The organism is Mycobacterium sp. DL440, from assembly GCF_011745145.1.
Lineage (GTDB): Bacteria > Actinomycetota > Actinomycetes > Mycobacteriales > Mycobacteriaceae > Mycobacterium.
In genome coordinates this window covers 362,325-383,804 of record NZ_CP050191.1, presented here as the reverse complement: position 1 = coordinate 383,804, position 21,480 = coordinate 362,325, and the positions used below count along the sequence as shown (strand labels likewise).

18 protein-coding genes are annotated in these 21,480 nt (G+C 68.3%); 4 read left to right on the top strand and 14 right to left on the bottom strand.

Annotated features, from left to right (window positions below; all coding sequences use genetic code 11):
- Window positions 1-5: 5 nt before the first annotated feature.
- Genes HBE63_RS01895 through HBE63_RS01875 form a run of 5 tightly spaced genes read right to left on the bottom strand, consistent with a single transcriptional unit; the run spans window position 6 to window position 4,980 of the window.
- Window positions 6-362: a glycerol dehydratase reactivase beta/small subunit family protein gene (locus tag HBE63_RS01895; protein WP_243858442.1), complete on the bottom strand. Its 357-nt coding sequence runs from the start codon at window positions 360-362 to the stop codon at window positions 6-8.
- Window positions 355-2,214 (bottom strand): diol dehydratase reactivase subunit alpha, encoded by a 1,860-nt coding sequence (locus HBE63_RS01890; RefSeq protein WP_166902787.1) that lies wholly within the window; start codon window positions 2,212-2,214, stop codon window positions 355-357. The genes HBE63_RS01895 and HBE63_RS01890 overlap by 8 nt, the downstream gene beginning before the upstream one ends.
- Window positions 2,214-2,810 (bottom strand): propanediol/glycerol family dehydratase medium subunit, encoded by a 597-nt coding sequence (locus HBE63_RS01885; RefSeq protein WP_166902785.1) that lies wholly within the window; start codon window positions 2,808-2,810, stop codon window positions 2,214-2,216. The genes HBE63_RS01890 and HBE63_RS01885 overlap by 1 nt, the downstream gene beginning before the upstream one ends.
- 1 nt (window position 2,811) lies before the next feature.
- Window positions 2,812-4,539, bottom strand: a complete 1,728-nt coding sequence (locus tag HBE63_RS01880; RefSeq protein WP_166902783.1) for a propanediol/glycerol family dehydratase large subunit — start codon at window positions 4,537-4,539, stop codon at window positions 2,812-2,814.
- 12 nt (window positions 4,540-4,551) lie between these two features.
- Window positions 4,552-4,980, bottom strand: a complete 429-nt coding sequence (locus HBE63_RS01875) for a diol dehydratase small subunit (RefSeq protein ID WP_166902781.1) — start codon at window positions 4,978-4,980, stop codon at window positions 4,552-4,554.
- A gap of 124 nt (window positions 4,981-5,104) precedes the next feature.
- On the opposite strand from HBE63_RS01875, the gene HBE63_RS01870 reads away from it, so the two are divergent.
- Window positions 5,105-5,821 (top strand): (2Fe-2S)-binding protein, encoded by a 717-nt coding sequence (locus tag HBE63_RS01870; protein WP_166902779.1) that lies wholly within the window; start codon window positions 5,105-5,107, stop codon window positions 5,819-5,821.
- 32 nt (window positions 5,822-5,853) lie between these two features.
- Here HBE63_RS01870 and HBE63_RS01865 read toward each other — a convergent pair whose 3' ends face one another.
- The 3 genes from HBE63_RS01865 to HBE63_RS01855 all read right to left on the bottom strand — a co-directional run bounded on the left by HBE63_RS01865 (window position 5,854) and on the right by HBE63_RS01855 (window position 9,281).
- A complete protein-coding gene (locus HBE63_RS01865) occupies window positions 5,854-6,252 on the bottom strand; it encodes a heme-binding protein (protein WP_166902777.1) in 399 nt (132 codons plus the stop codon).
- Window positions 6,253-6,348: 96 nt separating this feature from the next.
- Window positions 6,349-7,872 carry an aldehyde dehydrogenase gene (gene adh / locus HBE63_RS01860; RefSeq protein WP_166902775.1) on the bottom strand — a complete coding sequence of 508 codons (1,524 nt, stop codon included), beginning with the start codon at window positions 7,870-7,872 and terminating at the stop codon, window positions 6,349-6,351.
- Between the two features lie 143 nt (window positions 7,873-8,015).
- Window positions 8,016-9,281: a GAF domain-containing protein gene (locus tag HBE63_RS01855; RefSeq protein WP_166902773.1), complete on the bottom strand. Its 1,266-nt coding sequence runs from the start codon at window positions 9,279-9,281 to the stop codon at window positions 8,016-8,018.
- A gap of 320 nt (window positions 9,282-9,601) precedes the next feature.
- Between HBE63_RS01855 and HBE63_RS01850 the strand changes: the two genes are divergently transcribed.
- The gene (locus HBE63_RS01850) at window positions 9,602-11,002 is read left to right on the top strand and encodes a DEAD/DEAH box helicase (RefSeq protein ID WP_166909245.1); all 1,401 of its coding nucleotides are present in this window, start codon (window positions 9,602-9,604) and stop codon (window positions 11,000-11,002) included.
- A 73-nt stretch (window positions 11,003-11,075) separates the two neighbouring features.
- Here HBE63_RS01850 and HBE63_RS01845 read toward each other — a convergent pair whose 3' ends face one another.
- The 4 genes from HBE63_RS01845 to eccCb form a co-directional block, all read right to left on the bottom strand.
- The gene (locus HBE63_RS01845) at window positions 11,076-11,372 is read right to left on the bottom strand and encodes a WXG100 family type VII secretion target (RefSeq protein WP_166902772.1); all 297 of its coding nucleotides are present in this window, start codon (window positions 11,370-11,372) and stop codon (window positions 11,076-11,078) included.
- A 12-nt stretch (window positions 11,373-11,384) separates the two neighbouring features.
- Entirely contained in the window at window positions 11,385-11,708 is a 324-nt protein-coding gene (locus HBE63_RS01840) for a WXG100 family type VII secretion target (RefSeq protein WP_166902770.1), read from the bottom strand.
- A 77-nt stretch (window positions 11,709-11,785) separates the two neighbouring features.
- On the bottom strand, window positions 11,786-12,916 hold the full coding sequence (locus HBE63_RS01835; protein WP_243858440.1) for a type VII secretion-associated protein: 1,131 nt from the start codon (window positions 12,914-12,916) through the stop codon (window positions 11,786-11,788).
- Between the two features lie 26 nt (window positions 12,917-12,942).
- Window positions 12,943-16,707: a type VII secretion protein EccCb gene (eccCb, locus tag HBE63_RS01830; protein ID WP_166902766.1), complete on the bottom strand. Its 3,765-nt coding sequence runs from the start codon at window positions 16,705-16,707 to the stop codon at window positions 12,943-12,945.
- A 123-nt stretch (window positions 16,708-16,830) separates the two neighbouring features.
- Here eccCb and eccD point away from each other — a divergent pair, with 123 nt between their 5' ends.
- A complete protein-coding gene (gene eccD / locus HBE63_RS01825) occupies window positions 16,831-18,174 on the top strand; it encodes a type VII secretion integral membrane protein EccD (protein WP_166902764.1) in 1,344 nt (447 codons plus the stop codon).
- Window positions 18,171-19,499 (top strand): type VII secretion-associated serine protease mycosin, encoded by a 1,329-nt coding sequence (mycP, locus tag HBE63_RS01820; RefSeq protein WP_166902762.1) that lies wholly within the window; start codon window positions 18,171-18,173, stop codon window positions 19,497-19,499. The genes eccD and mycP overlap by 4 nt, the downstream gene beginning before the upstream one ends.
- Here the strand turns inward: mycP and eccB are convergent.
- Window positions 19,452-20,792 carry a type VII secretion protein EccB gene (gene eccB, locus HBE63_RS01815; RefSeq protein WP_243858438.1) on the bottom strand — a complete coding sequence of 447 codons (1,341 nt, stop codon included), beginning with the start codon at window positions 20,790-20,792 and terminating at the stop codon, window positions 19,452-19,454. The genes mycP and eccB overlap by 48 nt on opposite strands.
- 124 nt (window positions 20,793-20,916) lie before the next feature.
- Window positions 20,917-21,468 (bottom strand): CGNR zinc finger domain-containing protein, encoded by a 552-nt coding sequence (locus HBE63_RS01810; protein ID WP_166909243.1) that lies wholly within the window; start codon window positions 21,466-21,468, stop codon window positions 20,917-20,919.
- Window positions 21,469-21,480: the final 12 nt, after the last annotated feature.

Here is a 21,480-nt window from a genome sequence, read left to right as displayed (position 1 = left end):
CGTTGTCAATCGTCGGGTTTGAGCGGAATACCGACCACGATCCGGGCCGCGTTGTGCCCGAGAACCCGGACAACCGCAGCACCGGCACCTTCACCAGAAGACAGCTCGGGCAACGGATCTGACAGCTTGGCATGCCGCACGCACACTTCACCTCGGGAGCAGACGCCCACCCCGACATCCAGCGGCGACCTGAGCGCCGCGCGCCGCGCCAGTTCGGCCGCCGGCACCTCGGCCTCGCCCGGAACCAGCAGGTACGGAACGCCTTCTTCCTCGATGCCCGCCAGCACGTCGCGTTCGACATCCCGGCTGCCCGAACTCAACACCACGATCGCGGGACGATCGGGTTGACCACGGCTATGCACGGACATCCGCTTCGACCAGCCGAGCGTGCGACGCCACCAGACCGGTGGCCACCGCATTCCGCGGACCTTCTGACCCACGCACATTGCCTGTGCCGCAGACGATTCCGAAGGGGGCAAGGGCATCCGCGATGAGTTCGGGAATCTCGAAGTCCAGCGCGCACCCACCGAGCAGCACCACGAACCCGATCTGACGCAGGTCACCACCGGGCGCGATCGCCCGCAGTGCGCGCAGCGCGTTGACCACGAAGACCCGCTCCTTGGCCGCTCGGCGCACCAGCCTGACCCGGTCCATGGAATGCCGGGTGGGGATCGCATTCATGCCGTACTCGGCCAGCGTGACCACCCGCGCGAACGATGCGGCGGGCAGCGGCTTCTCGAAGAACATCACGCTGCCGTTCTCCAACCGGACATGAAAGAAGCTCTCCGCCTTGCCCAGCGGTGATCGTTTGATGTCCTCGGCCAATTCCAGGTTGTCAAGACCGAGCTCGGCGTCGATCAGCTTGGTGACCAGATCGCCGGCGCCGGCCAGGTGCACGGCAATGATCCCGCCGCCCACCTCGATCAGTCCGGCATCAGTCGACCCACCACCGAGATCCAGCACCACGAGTGGCTTGTCGGTTCCCGGCGTGGTCAGCGCACCCAACGCCGCCATCTCGGCCTCGACACCGCCGACCCTCACCTCGACACCTTCGGCCCCGGCAGCCCGCAACCGGGAGCGAACCTCGTCGGCCACCGCTCGCATTCCGCTTTCGCGCGTCCGGACCATGGCGGCCAGCGCGACCGCGTTCTCCAGCGCCACCTCTCCGGCCACCCCGCCGCGAACCTCCTGCGGTACAAAGGTATCCACCGCCAACAGATCCTGAATGCACACGTCGGCGAGCGCATGACCGGAGAGCTCGGCCATGCTGTGCCGAACATTGGCGATCATGCCCCCGGTGTTGGTGCCGGCCTCCCCCGCCACATCCGCCAAGGGAGCGACCCGCTCGACCGCGCTCATGATCTCCGGCGCACCACGGGAGACGTCGACCGATGCCCGTTTGTGGACACCGGACAGCTCCAGCGATCCAGCCGGGATACTGCGATCAGCGACATCGCCCGAGGGGGTGCGCACCACCACCGCCGAGCGGTTGCCGGTCAGCGCCCTGGCCACCGGGGAGATCACCTTGGTCGCAGCCGCATTCAGGTCGAAGATCGTCGCCAGCCCATAAGCATTGGACAGGGTCCGGATCGAGTTGCCGGGCGCGGCCACCTCGACGGCGGCCAGCATGCCCAGCGGCACCGCATCGATGCGCGATATCTCGTCGATCACCGGGATCACGGAGTCGAGCCGGTTGGCCACCAGCACCGCGTCGTCGTTGCCCAGGATCACCCCGCGCACCGTGAGGCCGCGTGCCGCCGCCGCATTGATCCCGCGTGCCGCGTCCTCGAAGTCGACCTCCTTCGGCACCACCACGATCACCTCGGTGCCGGAAAGAATTTGGGCGAGGGCGTCGAATGCGACGGTGACGCCCACACCGAGACCACGACCGCCCGGGGTGCGCGGGTCGTGGCCGATCATCGTCGACTCGGTGATGATGGTTTCGGTGATGGTTTCCATCGCCATGCCACTGATCACCGGGGTGGCCTCGTTCAGCAAGACGAGGTCCAGGTCGGCCAGCGGCATCGCGCTCGCCTCCAGCGCACGAACCACCGCCTGGGCCACCCCATCGACATTGCGCGGGGTGCCCTTGACGCCCGTTGTCGGGGTCAGCGCCGCGCCACGGAACCGGATCGAGCCGTCAGTCGCGACGACCGCGGCACTGGCCTCGGTCGTCGAGTTGCCGATGTCGACACCGACAACAGTCAACGCCATCAGGTGCCCAGTGCCTCAGGAGTCAGCTCGGCGAACGCCGGCGTCACCTCTACCGGGCGATCCTGTTTGCGGATCTGCTCGGTCTCCTTCAGATGCAACAACGCCGCCTTGGCCTGCCAGCGGGGCCGGGCCATCTGATCGTTCAGCGTCGGAACAGGTTCGGGTGACTCGCCTTTGGCGTACTGGGCGGCGTTCGACCCGATGCGACGATAGGTTTCCAACGTCATCAGCGGGCTCTGCGGGAACAGCTCAAGACTGGACAACCTCGGCAGGTCACGCTGATGGATCATCGAAGTGCCGCGGGACAGGATGCCGATGCCGATGCCCGACCCGCTGAGCCTGGCCGCTGTGTGCGCGACCACGGCGAGGTCACTGCTGTGCCGGATCCGAATGCAGCGGGCAACCACCTCCTGCTCCTCGATACCGGCCAGGATCTGGCGGATCACCTCGGCATGGGACACGCCGACGATGGTCTGGCTGAAGAAGTCCGCGAACGCCGGCGATATCGCCAGCACCACTTCATCGGAGCGCTTCCCGGGTTCTGCCGGCCGCTCGCCGGTGAACGTCAGTGTCCGCTGACCATTCACTGCCGACATGTCACTCGACCTCCAGCTCAGGGTTCTCGGCGCTCGTCACGTGACGTAGCCGCTTCATCTCCTCCCAGCGCGCGCCCGTGGGGCGGTAGCCGGTGCCCGGACCCGCGTAATCATTGCGGTCGTTTACCGCCGACAATGGCTGGAGATCGCGCGTCATGATCGCCGACGTCTGCAACAAGTCGCCCGAGACCCGTTGCCGCAGAACGGCCAACAGGTTCTCGGCGACATCGGAGAAACCCGTCGATTCAAGTGCCTTCACCAGGTCAAGACCGGTCACGCAGCGGTCCATCACCTGTTGTGCGCCCTTGAGGTCTTCGAGGACATCGCGCGGGATCAACTCGCGGCTGCCGTGCGCATACACGGCCGTCTCGATCTCGGCATCGGAGATGGCGGGCAGATCAAGGTATGCGAACACCGCCTGCAGAGCCTTGGCCGCCCGGTGCCGGGCAGCGAGAATCTCGGCCTCGTTGACATGGCGCAACCCGCCGTCGATCTGCAGGTCCCGCTGGATGGTGTTGAAGTCGTCGTAATCCTCGGCGTCAACGTTGGATCCGGCGAACATGTCGTCGTAGTTGGGTGTCGCCGAGTAACCCGAGCAGATGAAATCGGTGCCCGGCATCAGCTGCGGCAACAACCGCGCCACCCGGCGCATCGGTGAGTGTGAGAACGACTGGTCGTTGCCAGAAGCGCATTCCAGATCCACCGCGGAGGCAATCAGGTTTTCCGCCGCCACCGCCCGGATGCCCGCCGGTACCGCACCCGGTACGCCGATGCAGGAGATCGAACCGTTCTGCAGGCCTTGCACCCCTGCGCCTTTCGCGACCAGGATGCACCGGATCTCCAGGTACAGCATGGAGCGGCCCTCGGCGTTGCCCATCTGCACCTCGGAACCGGTGCCCGAGGTAAACCGCATCTTGATGCCACGCGACGCATACGCCGCGGCCAGGAAGGCCTTCGACCACGGGGTGTCATCGCCGTCGACGAACACCGACTCCGTGCCGTAGACCGAGATGGTCTCGGCATAGGCGGTGATACCGCGCATGCCGAGATCGAGTTCGGTGGCTTCTTCGAGGGCGCACTGGGTCAGGCGTCCACCACAGCCGACCTGGCTGCCGATCTGCTGCGCCATCGCCACCAGCGGGGCGTAGCGCACCAAACCCAAAGTTGTTTCCACTTCCGAGAATCCGCGCAGCGACGCCTCGGCGGCTTCGCAGGCCACCTGCAGTGGGTTGTCGCGAGCGCTGGTGCAGTGCGCCTGGTTGGCCGTCGTACGACGGGCCCGCATCTTCTGCATTCCCATCATGATCTCGACGATGTTCATGGTCTTGGCGACCTCGAGCAGCTTGGCCGGGGTCAGTGCCGTGGTCACCTCGACCACCTGCTCGCGGGTCACGTGCGGGTCGACCAGCATCCTGGCGATCTCGACCGCCGGGATCGCCATGGCCTGTTCGGTGGTCGCAGCGTCGATGGCGTGGTCGGCGATGAACTGGTCGATGAAATCGAAATCGGCGCGGGCCCGGCCGTCCATCTCGACGATCACCCCGTCGACGACGCGCACGCTGGGCGCGGGGTCGAATGCACTGTCCAGCGCGACCATGCCCACCTCAGGCCATTCCTCGACGAAGCCGTCGAGGTTGACCGGCCGGTCCTCCAGGACCCTGGTGCGCTCGGATTGCCTGCGCTGGCCGGCTGTCGAGTTCTGCGCCGCCGCGGATGAAACTGCCCTCATGACCGATGTCTCCTATTCGCTGGTGGCCAGGATGTCGCGACGCTCGTACACGTCGGCGGCCTCACGGACGAGCCCGGCCAGCAATGCCGCGCCGTACTTGGTGTCCAACTCGTCGGCAATCGAGTCCAGCTCGGCCTTGGTGGAGGCGTTGGGCCGCAGCGCGTTGTAGATCTGCAGCACCCGCTCGTCGCTGATCGCGGTCATCTCCGCGGCGCGGCGCAAATTGGAGCCGAGCTGGCGGCGCCCCACCTTTTCGGCGATCTGCGCCTGCAGCCGCAGTGTCTGCGGGGTGATGCGCAGATCGGAGGCGGCGACCTCACCAGACATCACCGCGTCCATGGTGATCCCGCCGATCGGTGTGCCGTTGGGGGTGAACAGCAGATCCGGGCGATGGACGCTCAGCGGGTAATCGGCCGAAGGGTCGAGGATCGGTTCCGTCATTCACTACTCCAACTGGCTCGGGCGGTTGTCCCACCGACGTGCGACACAACGCGACCCAATTGTGCGCTGCATCACGTTGCATGAAGGTTGCGCCGCAGGTCAGTACGGCTAACCTGACCGGACGATGGACGCTGGAAAATCTGACGCGCTCGCGGCGCTGGGCGAGTTCTTTGCCCTCCCGGCGGCCGATCCCGCCAGCTGGCGACCGATCGCGTCCCTGTGCGGCGATCAGGCCGACCTGCACGAGTACACGATGCGCACCCGGGCTGCGACGGCCTCCGGCTTCGCGATCGACGAAGCCGACGTCCCGGTCAAGGCCGCGGCGTCCTCGGTGCACCTGTCGATCACCGCGCGACTGCTGTCCCCTGCCGTCGGCGCCGCGGTTTGCCTGGGCACTGTGCCGGTGCTGACCCTGGATTCGTTGTTCTGGCAACAGGATTCATCCCACCGGCCGGCCCTCGGAGCGGCCGGCGTCGAGTGGGTGACGCAATCCGATCCGCGGCGAGCCGCTGCCCTCATCGCCGACTCGCTGATCGGAAACGTCTTGCGCCTGCTGAACGCAACGATGCGGCGGGCGGTCGCCCTCCCACCACAGGTGATGTGGGGCAACATCGCCTCAGCGGCCAACGGCGCGGTCACCGTGCTGGCGCAGTCCCGTCCCGACGCACAGGCGGGCGGCCACGACCTGATCGACGCGCTGATCGCCATCGAACCGCTGCGCGGAACCTCGGACCTTGCCGGACAACGGTTCCGGCGCCGCAGTTGCTGCCTGTTCTACCAAGTTCCCGGTGGCGGCTACTGCGGTGACTGTGTTTTTCCGGACGGTCTCACCAGCTCATAGGGCCGGCTAAATTGCCGTGACCCCGGCTTCGGCTAAATTGCCGTGACCCCGGCGGTGGCCACCGCCACGTCCTGCTCGACGCTGCCGGCACTGACCCCGACCGCGCCCACCACGACACCGTCGACTTCCAGCGGTATCCCGCCGCCGAACACGACCAGACCACCCGAGGTCTGCTCCAGGCCGTACAACTCACCGCCCGGCTGGCAGACGTCCATCAGGGCGCTGGTGGGCAGGTTCATCATCACCGCGGTGCGCGCCTTGCGGATCGAGATGTCGATGCTGGCCTTGATCGCACCGTCCATGCGCACGAACGCCACCAGATGACCTCCGTCATCGACCACGGCGATATTCATCGGCTGGCCGATGTCCTCCGCCTTGAGGGCGGCGGCATCGATCACCTTCTGCGCGGTCGGCAGTGGCAGGGATGTCATGTATGTCCCTTCAGGTAGACCGCGAACGTGAGCTTGGATACGAAAGTTGCGGGCCTTTCGCACACAAGCTCACGTTCGACGGTGGATCAGGGGGGCCTAGAAGAAGCCCTGGGCCTTGTTCCCGTAGCTCACCAACAGGTTCTTGGTCTGTTGGTAGTGGTCGAGCATCATCTTGTGGTTCTCCCGTCCGATGCCGGACTGCTTGTAGCCGCCGAACGCCGCATGCGCGGGGTACTGGTGGTAGCAGTTGGTCCACACCCGGCCGGCCTTGATGTCGCGGCCCGCGCGGTAGGCGGTGTTGCCGTTGCGGCTCCACACACCGGCGCCCAGGCCGTAGAGGGTGTCGTTGGCGATCGAGATGGCGTCGTCGTAATCGGTGAACGAGGTGACCGCCACGACGGGACCGAAGATCTCCTCCTGGAAGAGTCGCATCTTGTTGTTGCCGGTGAAGATCGTCGGCGCCACGTAGAACCCGCCACCCAGATCGCCACCGAGGTCGACCCGCTCACCACCCGTGATCAGTTGGGCACCTTCGGATTTCCCGATCTCAATGTAGGACAGGATCTTCTCCAGCTGATCGTTGGAGGCCTGGGCACCGATCATCGTCTCGGTGTCCAGCGGGTCACCCTGACGCACCGCCTTGGTGCGGATGGCGGCCAGCTCCAGGAACTCGTCGAAGATGTCGGCCTGGATCAGCGACCGCGACGGGCAGGTGCACACCTCGCCCTGGTTCAGGGCGAACATGGTGAACCCCTCCAGGGCCTTGTCCTGGAAATCGTCGGTGTCGGCCAGCACATCGGAGAAGAAGATGTTCGGGCTCTTGCCGCCCAACTCCAGAGTCACCGGAATCAGGTTCTGGCTGGCGTACTGCATGATCAGCCGGCCCGTGGTGGTCTCACCGGTGAAGGCGATCTTGGCGATCCGGTTGCTGGAGGCCAGAGGCTTGCCGCACTCGACACCGAACCCGTTGACCACGTTGATCACACCGGCGGGGAGCAGGTCACCGATCACCGACATCAAGAAGAGCACCGAAACCGGGGTCTGCTCAGCGGGTTTGAGCACCACCGCGTTGCCCGCGGCAAGTGCCGGGGCCAGCTTCCAGACCGCCATGAGGATGGGGAAGTTCCACGGGATGATCTGGCCGACGACGCCGAGGGGCTCGTGGAAGTGGTAGGCGACAGTGTCCTCGTCGATCTGCGAGAGCGAACCTTCCTGGGCCCGCAGCACACCGGCGAAATACCGGAAGTGGTCGACCGCCAGCGGGATGTCTGCGTTCAGCGTCTCGCGGATCGGCTTGCCGTTGTCCCACGACTCGGCCAGCGCCACCGCCTCGAGGTTCTCCTCGATGCGGTCGGCGATCTTGTTGAGGATGACGGCCCGCTCGGCCGGAGAGGTCTTGCCCCACGCAGGCGCGGCCGCGTGCGCGGCGTCCAGGGCCTTCTCGACGTCGGCCTCGGTGGAGCGGGCCACCTCGCAGAACACCTGACCCGTGACCGGCGTCGGGTTCTCGAAATAGCGGCCCTCGGCGGGCGCGACCCACTGTCCACCGATGAAGTTGTCGTAGCGGGCCTCGAACGACATCAGGGCGCCTTCGGCACCCGGACGTGCATAAACAGTCATGGCAATCTCCTGCATTCGGACACCGAAATGTGTCGGTAGTCACTAAAGGTAGTCAGCAGTACGTTGCAGCACAGTTGCACTGATCAAAAGCAACGTTGCGGCGTCGGCGAGCCGACAAATTCAGTACGACCGTGGACCGACAGTCAGCCCAGTTCGACGTCGATCCCGGCCAGATGACCACGGGCCTGCGCTCGGGCCACCGGGTCGGCCTGGGCGTGGTCGTGCAACACCCGCCAACCCTGCCGATCGTCACGGCCGTCGGGCAGTGCCAACCACCGCCGCAACAGGCCCAACTCACCCCCGGTCAGCACCGCTTCGCGCAGGCTGGCCCTCAGCTCGGTGCGCAGCCGCGCGATGGCAGGTGAGACCGACTGCGGCAACAACGCCCCCGAATACGCGCCCAGGGCGGCCGAGACATTCCCGGCCTGCAGTGCGTCGAACACGTCACCCATATCGCTGGCGACCGGCGCCAACAGGCGGTAGGGCCGCGACTCGATGTAAGTGCTGCCGATCACCCGGCGCAGCCGCGACACCTCGGCCCGCACGGTGACCACGTCGAGGTCCTTGTCGTCGAGCAGCATTGCCAGGTGATCGGCGCTCAGCCCCTCGGGGTGCCGGATCAGCAGGGCCAGGATGTCGGCGTGCCTGCCGGTCAGCGCACTGGACTGCGGGCGGCCTGCGGCATCGGGCGCCTGCCAGCGCGGGCGGTCGGCGCCCAGCACGGTCAACCGGGCCCCCTCGGCCACCGCCGAAGCGGCGGGTTGGGTGAACCGCAGCAGGGCCAGCTGGTTCTCGACGGCGACGGCGGTGGCCCTGACCAGCGCCAATGTCTGCGGCGTCGCGACCGCGGACCCACCGGTCAGGTCGATGGCGCCCAGTAGCACTCCGGTGGCCGGGTCGTGCACGGGCACAGCGGTGCAACTCCAGGAGTGCACGGTGCGGGAGAAGTGCTCGGACCCCAGGATCTGCAGCTCGCGGTCCAAGGCCAGCGCGGTTCCGGGCGCGTTCGTCCCGGCCACCCGTTCGCTCCAATCCGACCCGGGCACGAAGTTCATCGCCTCGGCCTTGCGGCGCACGCCGGGGTCACCTTCGACCCACAGCAGGGTGCCGTCGGCCGCGGTGATGCCCACCAGCACTCCGGAAGCGACGGCATCGTCGACCAGGAGTCGACGGATCAGCGGCAGCGTGGGCGCCAGCGGATGGGTGTTGCGCAGCTCGGTCAGCGCCGCCGCGGCCGCCGCCGCCCGGGTGCCCAGATCAGGGTCCACACCCGTGGCCAGGCTGCGCTGCCAGCTCTCCACGATGACGCGGCGCACCGGGGTGGAATCGAGGGCAGCGGCGTCTACCTGGCCCCCGATGAACAGGTCATGGATAGCGCGCACCTTCGCGGGCAGTGCCCGGGTCGACATCCGGCCTCCCCCGCTTCTCGATGCGGCCACGGCAATCACGCTCCCCGCGTCGGGCCATCGGCATGGCGTTCACGCGTGTCCGCCAGGATAGTTGACCAGCCCAACCTGTGATGGATACCACCCGCTGGTCAGGCACTCGAAATCGGGGAATCGACCCCCCTACCCGTATAGTTGGGGCACGGCGGCTTGTCTGTTCTGCCTTTGCCGCCTTCTCGATCGTCACACCGAGCGCCGCGAGATGTCACTCGCGCCGGGCAGGACGACCGCCCTCTATTTTCGGAGCTTTCATTTTGTCTGTCCAAGAGACCCCTGGCACCGCCGTGCCTACTTTCGCCGAGCTCGGCCTGCCCGCCGAGATCGTCGCCACCCTCGCCGGAAACGGCGTGGAGTCCCCCTTCCCGATCCAGGCAGCGACCCTGCCCGATTCCCTCAAAGGCCGCGATGTGCTCGGCCGCGGCCGGACCGGGTCCGGCAAGACCTACGCGTTCCTGTTGCCCCTGGTGGCGCGGTTGTCGACCAGCGGCACCCGCCGGGCACCGAACCGGCCCCGCGCGCTGATCCTGGCGCCGACCCGCGAACTGGTCACCCAGATCGAGGCCTCGCTGGCCCCGCTGGCCAAGGCCACCGGCCTGCGGTCGGTCAACATCTTCGGTGGCGTGGGCGCCAACCCGCAGATCTCCGCGCTCAGGGGGGGCGTGGACATCGTGATCGCCTGCCCCGGCCGGCTCGAAGACCACATGCGGTCCGGCCACGCCGACCTGTCCGCGGTCGAGGTCACCGTGCTCGACGAGGCCGACCACATGGCCGACCTCGGCTTCCTGCCCGGCGTGAAGCGCCTGCTGGACCGCACCCCGAAAAACTGCCAGCGCCTGCTGTTCTCGGCCACGCTCGACGCCGGGGTGGATGTGCTGGTCAAGCGCTACCTGCACGACCCGGTGGTGCACAGCGTCGACTCGGCACAGTCACCGGTGAGCGCGATGGTGCACCACGTGCTGCACGTCGACAACGCCGCCCGGATCAACGTGGTGGCCGACCTGGCCGCTGCGCCGGGACGCACGATCGTCTTCTCCCGCACCAAGCACGGCGCGAAAAACCTGACTCGCCAACTCAATTCGCGCGGCGTAGCGGCAGTTGAGCTGCACGGCAACCTGTCCCAGAACGCCCGCACCCGCAACCTGACGGCATTCTCCGACGGGTCGGCCGGGGTGCTGGTCGCCACCGACATTGCCGCCCGCGGCATCCACGTCGACGATGTCAGCCTCGTCGTGCACGCCGACCCGCCGGTCGAGCACAAGGCCTACCTGCACCGCTCCGGCCGTACGGCCCGCGCCGGGAACGAGGGCACCGTGGTGACGCTCATGCACGACGCGCAGGTCTCCGACGTGCGCACCCTGACCAAAAAGGCCGGGGTCAAGCCGACGATCACCCGCGTGAACGGCATCGACCATCCGGTGCTTCGTGAGATCGCCCCCGGGGACCGGGTTTTCGGTGATCCGATCCGTCTCGAGCCGGCCCAGGCCGCTCCGGCACCGCGACGCCAGCCGGGCAAGTCCGGCCAGCCCGGTAGGTCCGGACAGCCGCAGCGCAACCGCCCCAACGGGTCCACCCGCAACGGCGGCGGTGCGCCCGCAGCCCGTTCCGGTGCCGGCGCAGGCGGCGGACAGCGCGGTGGTGGCCCCCGCCGTCCCCGTCGCGGAGGCGACTCCGGCTCAGGCCGCTAGACGAGAAAGTGTGCGGTCCCGCTCGGTCCTCTCCACCGAACGGGACCGCACATGTCTTCTGGGTTGACCGGCCTCAGACTCCCCATGCGTTGGCCGCGCTCCGGTCGGTGGCGGCCACCTCGTCGGCACCGTCGCGCACCGCGTTGCCCAGGGAGAACAGGATCTCGTTGAGGGCCGCCGCGGCCTGGTTCCAGCGGACCTGCTCGACGGCGTAGGCCTGCGCGGCCTCACGAGTCCAGACCTGCTGCAAAGGCGCGATCTGCGAACGCAATTCATCGAGGGCTGCGTTGAACCGGCTCGAGGTGGTGTGGATCTCCTGGCGAACCGTGTACTCGATCTCGCCGAAGTCGTATGACAGCACGTGATCCATGGTCGGCGCCGATCAGATGCCGTTGCCGACGGCGTCGAGCCGCTGCGCGTGAGTGTCGGCAGCGGCGCGCAGCGTGCGCTCGTTGGTCCGGATGGTCTCGGCGATCCGGCCCAATGTGGTGTGCAGCGTCAACGATTCGCCGTTCCAACGGTCCACCACGCCGCGGAACCGCACCGCGGCCACGCCACCCCATACCGACGGTGGCACACTGCTCATCTTTCCGATGAAGGTCTGCAGCATGGCCCGGACGTCGTCGTTGAGCACGTCGATCCGGCCGGCCACGCTCGTCATAACCTCGAAATCGGTGCCCAGCGGCCCCGTCAGTCCTGGTGGCATAGTTTCTGGCCTTCCGGTCTTGTCTTGCGGGATATAACAATTCGACGCAGCGCGGCCCGGTTTGGTTCCACCCAATTTCAGAACACCGCATGCGCGGACCTGGTTGCCGCCTGACAGGCCGGGCGCACGGCCTCATCGCGTCCCGGTGCGCTCTGGCACCCGACCGCGATCCGTACGGCACCGTCGACGAACACCGCCCACCGGATCTCCCGACCGGTACGGACCTCCCGGTAGCCGACCACCGGCCGGGCAGCGACGACCGCGGACGGATCGAAATCGACGAACACGCCCGCAGGTTGCTCCTGCAGGGCGCGGGCCACCGTGTCGGCCACCGTGCCGTCGCCGACACCGGACTGGGTCAGATGAATCATCACCTGCGGGTCATTTGGCGAAACCACCTGAACCCGAGCCGATCCCGGCCCGTCAGTGACCCGTCGCACGGTCCAATCAGCCGGAATCTGCATACCTACCCGGCCCTCGACGAGAACCGTCATCGATGGAACGTCCGCGGGCCCACCCTTGGCGGCGAACACGATCCCACCGAGCACCGACGCCACGGCCGCTGTCGCGCATATCGCGCCCCTGCCAGTCCATCTCCGCCTGCCCGTCCGCTCTTCGATCCGCTCGTCGACCGTGGTGTCCGGCGCGACAAGGGTGTCGCGCCAGGTCCGGGCGTCGGCCACAGTCACCACCACGCCACGACGGCGAAGCGCAGCCACCACCGCGTTGCCCAACGGCACAGCTCCGGCCACCTCTGCCGGAGCGTCGACAACCACTTCTGCCGACCTGCCTGCGATCGCCAGCACTGCACGTACCACCGCGTCGGGATTCAGATCGCCTTCGGCGTGGCGGGCCAGTGCGACGCCACCGGCATTCACGCCGGACACCATGACGAGCTCGTCGGCGACCTCGACCACCACCGAGGACTCACCAGGCAGGGATGCACTCAGGGCCTGAACCCGCTGCATCACAACCGCTTGAGAACCCGGCGCGGCATCCCGCACGCGGTCACACCGGTCGGCTGTCCACCACGTCGGACACACCAGGGTGAGCGCCCGCGCCCCCGCACCGGCCGCGTCGAGAACCTCGGCCCACAGATCCGACACCGCAACCGGTTCGTCGTCGACGAGGGCGATCTCGTCGTCGATACCGGCCACCGCGACTGCGGCGAGGTCGCCCGCCACCAGGCCGGGCCCGCGCACGGTCACCGGCCCCACCTCTACGACGGCCGACCTCACCGCGCATCGCCTCCTCCGGGCAGGGCGACCTGGACCAGCTGATCGGGTGCCGCACGGGTGATCAGCGTGCCGCGCCCAGGTGGAAGGCGAATCGGCCGTACCGATCCCAGCAGCACGCCGTCGTCGGGACCCGCGCTCATCATCAGGCCCATGCAGCCGAGGTCCTTGACCGCGGACAGCACCGGATCGAACATCGCCCGCGCCGCGCCGCCGGAACGGCGGGCCAGCAGCAGGTGCAGTCCGAGGTCACGCGCGTGCGGCAGGTAATTCAACAGCGGTGACAGCGGATTCGACCCGCCTCCGGCCACCAGGTCGTAGTCGTCCACCACGACATAGAGTTCGGGTCCGGTCCACCACGAGCGTTCGCGAAGCGCCCGCTGGGTGACCTCGGGTCCCGGCATCCGGTTCTTCAGTGTCTCAAGCACTCTCGGAAGCGCCGCGTCCAGCGCCACGACCGACGCAGCGTAGCCCGCCAGATGCTCCGATTCCACCGTACCCAGCAGCGCGCGGCGGAAATCCACGATCAGCAGCTGCACGCTCGCCGGGTCGTTGCCCGCCGCCAGGTCGCAGCACAGCGCGCGCAGCGTGGTGGACTTGCCACATCCGGTGTCACCGATGATCACCAGATCGGGCTGAGCGTTGAAATCGACCAACACCGGCCTGAGTTCGCGTTCGCCGAGCCCCAGCAGTACCTCGGTGGCGGGTCTGATGCGCGACACTGGGCACAGTTCCTGCCCACCCACGCGCGCCGGCAGGAGCCGGACATCCGGCGCGCAGGCCTTGCCGTACTGGGCCCGCAGAGTATCCCCGACCCGTGCCAGCGCCGCACCGATGCGGGTGTCGGACGGCGTGCCATCGAGCCGGGGCAACGCGATCAACAACTCACGGCCGTCCTGGGTGAGTCCACGCCCGGGTGCGCACTGGGCCAACTGGCGGGCGCGTTTGCGGTCCATCTCGGACTCGGCCGGATCGCCGAGCCGCAACTCGATGCGGGTTCCCAGCTGGTCCTTGAACGCGGGACGGAACTCACCCCACCGCGACGCAGTCGCCACGACATGGATGCCAAGCGAAAGCCCCTGCACGGCAAGCGCGGTGATCGACGGCTCCAGCGCATCGAACTCGGCACGGAACGTCGACCAGCCGTCGATGATCAGGAACACATCGCCCCGGGGATCATCGATCTCCCCGGCGTCACGGCGTGCCCGGTAGTCGGCCATGGAACCGATGCCAAGGGCCGTGAACCGCGCCTCGCGGTCGTTGACCAGGGTGTGCATCTCGGCGACGGTGCGCCGGACGAGGTCGGTGTCGGCACGTCCGGCGACCGCGCCGACGTGCGGCAGGGCTTGGAGTGCACTCAACGTTCCGCCACCGAAGTCGAGACAGTAGATCGCCACGTCCCGGGGATGGTGAGTGGCGGCCAGTGCCACCGCCAAAGTTTTGGCAGCCGTGGATTTTCCGGATTGGGGACCACCCACGATCGCCACGTTGCCTCGCGCGCCGCCCAACGACAGCATCAGTCGGTCTCGGCGTTGTTCGAAGGGGCGGTCGATCAGTCCGATCGCGACGCCGAGTGGATCGGGATCCGACAACAGGACGTCGCTGAGCGGGATGGCAGACGGCAGCGGAGGCAGCCAGACCCGGTGTGCCGGTGTGCCGTACCCGGCCAGCCGATCGACGACCTGCTGCAGCACGGTCGTGGTGGCCGATGTGGAGGGGCCGCGGTCGGTCGGCATCCAGGTCGGGGCGAAACGCCGGGCCCCCGGTGTCTCCTGAACCGCCGGCAATTGCTCGGTCAATGAGCCGGTCGCCGAGACGAACGCGGTCTGAAATCTGAGGATCTCGCCGGACGGTGTCTTCAGGTATGCCGCGCCTGGCGTGTTCGGCAGCTCATAGGCATCGGCGATTCCGAGCACCGATCGGGACTCGCTGGGCGAGAAAGTCTTCAGACATACCCGGTACGACAGATGGCTCTCCAGCCCCCGCAGCCGGCCTTCGTCCAGGCGCTGGCTGGCCAACAGCAGATGCATGCCCAGCGACCGCCCGAGTCGGCCGATCGCCACGAACAACTCGGCGAAATCCGGGTGTTGCTGCAGCAGTTCGGAGAACTCGTCCACCACGATCAGCAGCGCAGGTAGGGCCGGCAGATCCGAGCGACGCCGGTACTCCGCGATGCCGGCCAGGTTTCCCGCCGCCCGAAGCAGTTCCTGACGGCGGTTCATCTCCCCGGCCAGCGCATCGGCCATCCGGGCGACAAGCGGCGCCTCCTCGGCCAGGTTGGTGATCAACGCGCTGACATGACGCGACCGGTGCAGGCCGAGAAACGTTGCCCCGCCCTTGAAATCGATGAGGACAAGGTTGAGCGCTTCGGGCGGATGCGTGGCGATCAGTCCCAGCACCAGCGTGCGCAGGAACTCCGACTTCCCCGAACCGGTGGCACCGACACACAGCCCGTGCGGGCCCATGCCGCCGTGCGCCGCCTCCTTGAGGTCGAGGTGCAGCGGGTTCCCGTCGCCACACCGGCCGACGGGAACCCGGAGGAACCGCTGCGGATCCGATGTTGTCCAAACGCTCGGCGGATCGAAGCGATCCGGGCCGTCGATCCCGATCAGCTTCGGCCAGCCGGAGGCCTCGGGCACCGGCGCACACGGCCATCGCGCCAACCACCGGGCACACGTGACGGCCTGCTCATGATTCATCCGGTCGGGCCGCGCCGAGCCGTCACCGAATCGCACCGTGTCAGCGTCGAGTTCCAGATGCAGGTCCGCGGTGGCGATTCCGGAATGAGCCGCGACAGTCAGTACGGTCACGCCCGCACCGGCGACCGACCCTGCCGGGCCGGCAGTGGTGGAATCGACGATGACGACGGTGTGTACCGGAGGCTCCGCCGCGGGCAGCTCTGTCAGTGTGCGCAGCCGTAGCGCGACCGGTCCACCGTGGCCGGCGGGATGCCAGTGGTGGCCGAGCCATTTCAGCCATTCCCAATCTCCCGCCGTTGACACGTCGACGACCGCGGCGATACGGACGTATCGCGGACTGTGTGCCGTGGCCAGCTGGCAGATCACCGCGCGCAGCAAGGCCCGCGCCCCGTCGGTCGTCCCGCCCACCATCACGTGCCCGAAACCACGCAAGTTCACCGTCACGGGAACGCTTGCCACCGTCGACCTACGCAGGATCATTTGTGCCAGAGCCGATGCCGTCACCGGATCGGCTTCACGTCCGGGGTCGTTGCCACCGGCGATCAGCGTGGTGGACGGCGGCCGGTCCCCCACGCCGATCCGCACCTCACAGAACCCCGGGCCATCGGGACTGCGACGCCACATCTGCTCGCCACCGGCCAGCGTCCACAAGCATCCCGGCTCGGGATGCGCGGTGTGCAGGCGCAGCCAGTGGGCACGGGCGGATTCACCGGCCGCGGCGTCGATCCCGTCCAGGTAACGCAGGTACTCACCACGATCACGGTGGAGCTGCTGGGCGCGACCACCGTTCTTCATGCTGTAGGCGGCCGTGCCGATCGCCGAGATGGCCATCATGATCGGGAACATCAGGGCGGCCGGACCACGTGTGGCGGCAGCGCCAGAAGCGACGTACACCGCGACCATGCCGCCCGCCGCGACAACCACCAGCAGCGGCAACAACCTGGTCAGCGGGCTGACCGGGTTGTCACGTGGCAGCGCAGGCGGTGCGTCGATCACCACCTCTGTAGTCGGCGACTCCGCTACGGGGAGCTCGTGAGAGGCGTGCGGTGCGCGGATGGGTTCCATCGACATTTGGACGCGCGCAGGGCCCGTCAGGTTCCCGGTGTGCACCGGAAAAATTGGTGCACAACGGGGCTCGTCGAGTCCGTTACCGTGACACGTATCGGCGTCAACCGGGGGGGTGATGCGATGCCGGATTCGTTGCGCTACGTGTCGATTCACTGTGGCGCGCCTGACGAGGCGGGGCATGCCACCGTCGACCTGTCCCTGCCCGTCGCGATGACCGTTGGTGAACTGCTGCCGTGGATCGTCGACGCGCTCGGTGCCGGCGACGGGACGCCGCGGCGCTGGCGTTTGGTACACCTGGGTGGGCACAGCCTGGACGAGTCGGCAACCCTGTTACAGAACGACGTTCACGATGGCGATCTGCTGGTCCTGGCCGGTGCCCGCGACAATCCCACGCCTGATTGGTCGCTGCCTGCCGCACTGACGGTGGACGCCATAGAGGACGCCCTGCCCGCCGGACTGCGGGTCGCCGCCTGCCTGTGGGCCTGCGCTCTGGGCGTCGTGGCGTTGACCTGGGCCAGGCTCGCCAGTCAGGGGTTGGACCGCATCGCCGCGGCCGCGGCGGTGGCAGCAGCTGTCACCGCCGTGGCCGTGGCCGCACCACGTTTCGGTCTGAGCTCGGCCAAGGTGGCGACGCTCAACGTCGCAGCCCTCGCGCACGTGGCGGTCCTCGGTTTCCTCGTCGTTCCGGCCGGGCCGGCTCCCGCGAACTTCTTCCTGGCCGCGACGGCTGCCGGCTCGCTGGCTGCGGTGCTGATGCGCGTATCCGGTTGCGGCACAGACGTTCTTCTTGCGATCTCGACGGTCGCCGGGGTGGTCGCCGTCGCGACTGGTTGCGCCGCGATGTGGCCCTTGGCCACACCGGCGTTGGGTTCGTTGGTCAGCGCGCTCGGCGTGGGCCTGTTACCGCTGACCCCGCGGCTGTCCATTGCCCTGGCCGGCCTGACGCCGCCGGTACCCGAGTACCCCGGCGCCGAGAGCGCCGTATCGAACAGCTCCACCTTCGACGCCGGCGCACGTGCGCTTGTCGGGCATCGGCACCTGGTGAGCCTGGTCGTCGGTTGCGCGGCCGCGGCCGCGCTGGGAACCGCAATCCTCACCTTCGCCGGCCCGCCACGGGTCACGGCCGTCGAAGTCGCGTTCGCCGCGGCCGTTGGCCTGGCGCTGCTGCTGCGCTCACGCACCTATGCGTCGGGCCATTGCCGCACCGCGACGAGTACCGCCGGATTCCTCTCGCTCACCGCGGCTTTCATTCTCGTGGTGGCCTGGCTTCCAGCAGGGGCCAGTTGGACCGGATTTCTCGCCGTCGGCGCCGGGATCGCCGTCGTCTGGCCGGTCACGATCCAGAGCCCCGTGGTGGCCCGCGTCGCCGACGCCCTCGAATACGGCGCGCTGGCCGCGGTGGTGCCGCTGGCGTGTTGGCTCGCCGGCGCTTTCGATGTCGTTCGCGACCTGGCGCTGAGGTGAACCGGTCAGGCCCGTTGGCCGCGGCGCTGATTGCCGGGCTTCCGCTGCTGTCCATCGCGCCGGCAGCGGCGGTCGTACCGCCGGCTGTCGATGCGACCCTGCTGCCTCGGCCGGCGCCGCCGGGGCCCGTCGAGCGAACCGAGCAGCGCCAACCCTGCTACCAATCCCCGGCCGACACCACCACCACCGCGCCGGGCAACCCGCTGGGCCTGGAATCGGTATGGCCGCTCACCCGCGGCGCGGGCCAGAAGATCGCGGTGATCGACACCGGTGTCGCCCGGCACCGACTGTTGCCGCACCTGATTGGAGGCGGCGACTATGTGTCCCGCGGCGACGGCACCGTCGATTGCGACGGCCACGGCACGATCGTTGCCGGAATCGCCGGTGCCGCACCGAGTGCCGGCTTCAGCGGGGTCGCACCCGACGCCGCTATCCTGGCTATCCGGCAGTCGAGCAACAAGTTCGCCGCGGACGGTGGCTCGACCGGCGTCGGTGACGTCAACACCCTTGCCATGGCGGTGCGCACCGCGGCCGACCTCGGTGCAACCGTCATCAACATCTCGTCTCCCGCCTGCGTGTCAGCCAGCGCCGCACCCGACGACCGTGCCCTCGGCGCCGCGCTGAGCTATGCCGTCGATGTCCGCAACGTCGTGGTGGTGGCCGCGGCCGGCAACGTCGGCGCGGGCTGCACGCAGCAGGACGGCCCCGTCGGGCCAGCTGGCGAGCCCGACTGGAACAGCGTCCGCTCGGTATCCAGCCCGGGGTGGTACGACGACCTGGTGTTGTGCGTGGGTTCGGTCGGATCCGAAGGCACCGCATCGGTCTTCAGCCTGGCGGGCCCTTGGGTCGACGTGGCTGCGCCCGGTGAGAATCTCGTGTCGCTACACCCCGACGGCGAGCGGTTGATCGACTCGATCGGCCGTGTTGCCCCGATTTCGGGAACCAGCTATGCCGCGCCCGTGGTGGCCGGGCTTGCCGCCCTGGTGCGAGCCCGGTTCCCGCAGCTGAGCGCGCGCGAGGTGATGCGCCGTATCGAAGACACCGCACGTACCCCGGCCGACGGCTGGAATCCGTTGGTCGGGAACGGTGTCGTCGACGCCCTGGCCGCGGTCAGCGGCGGCACCCCGTCGTCTGCATCCGTGCCGACCGCTCCGGCCTCGGTGGCGCCGGCCGCTCGGGTTGCGATCGATCCCCGGCCCCAACGCATCGCCTTCGGCGGCGCCGCCGTGTGTGTCGGCGCGACGGTTCTGACCGCACTGGCGCTGGCGGCCAGGCGGTTACGACGGCGCTGCTCGGACGCCGGGCAGCGCGTCTCGCACGACTGAGGCCGCGTCGCGGTTCAGTTCGGGGCCCCGGGGCAGCATGGCCAGCATCGGCCACGGCGCAGGAACAGCGTTGGTCCCCAGGCCGAGCATTTCGGCGGTCGCCCCGTCGCGGACGCCGAACAGGACACCGAGATCGTTCAACAAATACAGCGGCCCACCATCGATGGCGTCGGGTGCCACGCCTCCGGCCTGCAGCAGAATGCTGCGGCCGTCCGGGATCTGCACGCGGTCGACATTCGGCCCGTCGCCATCGGCCTGTGCCAGCTGCACACTGTGATCAGGCAGCGAATCAGCCATGGCCACACTGGTATTCGTATCCGACCGGGGCTGTCGCGGATCCCAGCGGGCGCACACCACCGCGCGTGCCCGCGGCAATACCCGTTCCGGGAACCGGGCCACCGCGAGGCTGTCAGCGACCGGCACGTCGGCCACCGCATCGGCCGGGACCAGGGGCGGTTCGCCATGCGACTGTGCCACGCTGAAGCGGATGACGTCGGCCGCCACCCGGCCGACGCGTTGGAGGCCGTCGGTCAGCACCACATAGAACTCCGCAGGGCCGGCGCGCACCACGCGCACCACGGTGCCCACCGCGAGTCCGCCCAGCGCGGCCGGCCCTCGGTTTCCCAGGCCCGCAATCGACGGCGCCTGCAACGGCGGCGCTTCCGGCACCGAATCCAACAGGGCTTGCGAAACCGGCTGGGCTGCCACACCTTCCAGATGCAGTGCCCGCACCACCGCGATGTCGCGCAGATCCACCCGGGCGCGCCATCCGTCGGCCAACAGGTACGACGTCGCCCCGACCGCGCGCTCTGACACCAACAGCGCCTGACCGCTACTCAACGTCACCATCCCCGGGTCGGACCGGCCCAGCAGTACCGTCTCGGCCGGCTCGGTACCGTCGCAGATGGCCCAGTCCGATTCGTCGACGCTCAGTGGTCGACCGAGCCGGGCCGGGGCGCCAGGGATGCCCACCAGCGGCCCGCGCCGGAACTTCGCCAATGCAGCATCGTTGACCACCACCGGATTCGCCGGTGTACCAACGATGAGCCGGGCCGAGGCGACATTGGGCACCGGGTGCACGGTGTCGTCGATACGGACGTACAGCGCGCCGGTGTCGCGCGCCATCAGGATCGGCGCATCGCCCGGCACCGAGCCGGGGCGCACCAGCGCGAGCACCGCACCCACCGCGATCGCGACGGCCGTCAGTGCACAGCCCGCACCGTAGGCGACCGCCTGGGCGCGCAGCGGATCGTCGAGCATCCGCGCGTCACCGCGAACCAACGCGTGTGCCATGCGCCGCAACAGGAATCGATGCCCGCTGAGCTGTAACCGAGTGACCGATCGCCGTGCCATATGCCCCCGGCAATCAACCTAACCCGGCCGGGAGCGGCGTGATTACACCGATTTACACAGCGCGCTACTCGGCACGCTGACGCTGCCGGTAGGCCGCGACGTGCTGGCGGTTACCGCAGTTGCCGGTGTCGCAGAAGAGGCGGGAGCGGTTGCGCGACAGGTCGGTCAGCACCGCCTCACAGTCCGGCGCCGCGCAGATCTTGAGGCGGCGCAGTTCGCCGCCGCGGATCAGGTCGGCCAGCGCCATCGCCATCTCGGCGCCCATCCGCTGCGCCAACGGGTCGTCGACCGACGCCAGGTGCAGGTGCCATTCCGGCATCTCCTTGTGCCGGGTCAGCCACGGCGCCGCCTTGGTATCGCTCAGCAGGGCATTGACCCGACGGACCGTCTCCTCCTCGTCGTCGGCCACCGCCCAGATCTCCCCCACGCGCTCGCGCAGCCCGCGCACCGCCCCGAGTTCGGCGTCGTCGCGGTCGCGCCGGCCGGTCCAACCGAACTCATCCAGGTAGGCGTTCAGCGCTGCCTGGTCGGACAGTTGTTCGCCTTCTACCCGATCGGTGTTCACCAACACCATCGCGGCCCGGAGCGTGAGCTCCGTGTCATAGGTAAAAAGCATTTGACTCATGAC